Source organism: Campylobacter sp. S4:11, assembly GCF_024723695.1.
GTDB classification, from domain to species: Bacteria; Campylobacterota; Campylobacteria; order Campylobacterales; family Campylobacteraceae; genus Campylobacter_D; species Campylobacter_D jejuni_C.
The window spans coordinates 1-642 of sequence record NZ_JANQDC010000082.1; the positions used below are offsets into that span (position 1 = coordinate 1).

The window sequence follows — 642 nt, forward strand, 5'->3', positions numbered from 1 at the left end:
TTCATCTCACCTAAATAATAATCTTTCTTTTACTAAAAAAACTTTTCTTTCTTTAGCAACTATATCTTTTCTAGCAACTTGTGCTAATGCTAGTATAGTAACTATAAGTGATCAAGTTTCTAATGGAACTATAGAAATTTCTAAAGCTAAAGACCCTAAAGTATTTAAAGAAAAACAAACAAAAAATTCAAAAAGTATTAGCGGTGGTGGTTGCAACAATGGAACAATATGCACTATAAATAATAGTCAAACTAATGGTGTGACTATAGGTAATAATGGAACATTAATTATAGAAAAAGAAGGTAGTGTTATAGTTAGCAATAATCCTAGTGTTGATATTTCTAGTGATTCTAAAAATATTGAAATTATTAATAAAGGGAGTATATCAGGACCTGATAGAGCTGGAATAAGGATAAATGGCAATAACAACCAATTAACACAAATTAACAATAGTGGAGAAATTAATGGTGGCCATGGTATTACTTTCAATGGAAGTAATAATACCTTAGACAATCTTACAAATAGTGGAGTTATACAAGGAACTAATAGCGGTATTAATATTCAAGGTAGCAACAACACAATAAAGTCTATAATCAATAATGGGACTATTACTGGTGGTAGTAATGGTATTAGTGTTAGTAA

1 pseudogene is annotated in these 642 nt (G+C 28.8%); it reads left to right on the forward strand.

From position 1 onward, the window contains the following. Nucleotides 1–642: pseudogene (locus CAMP5053_RS08285) on the forward strand (hypothetical protein); the annotation flags it as partial.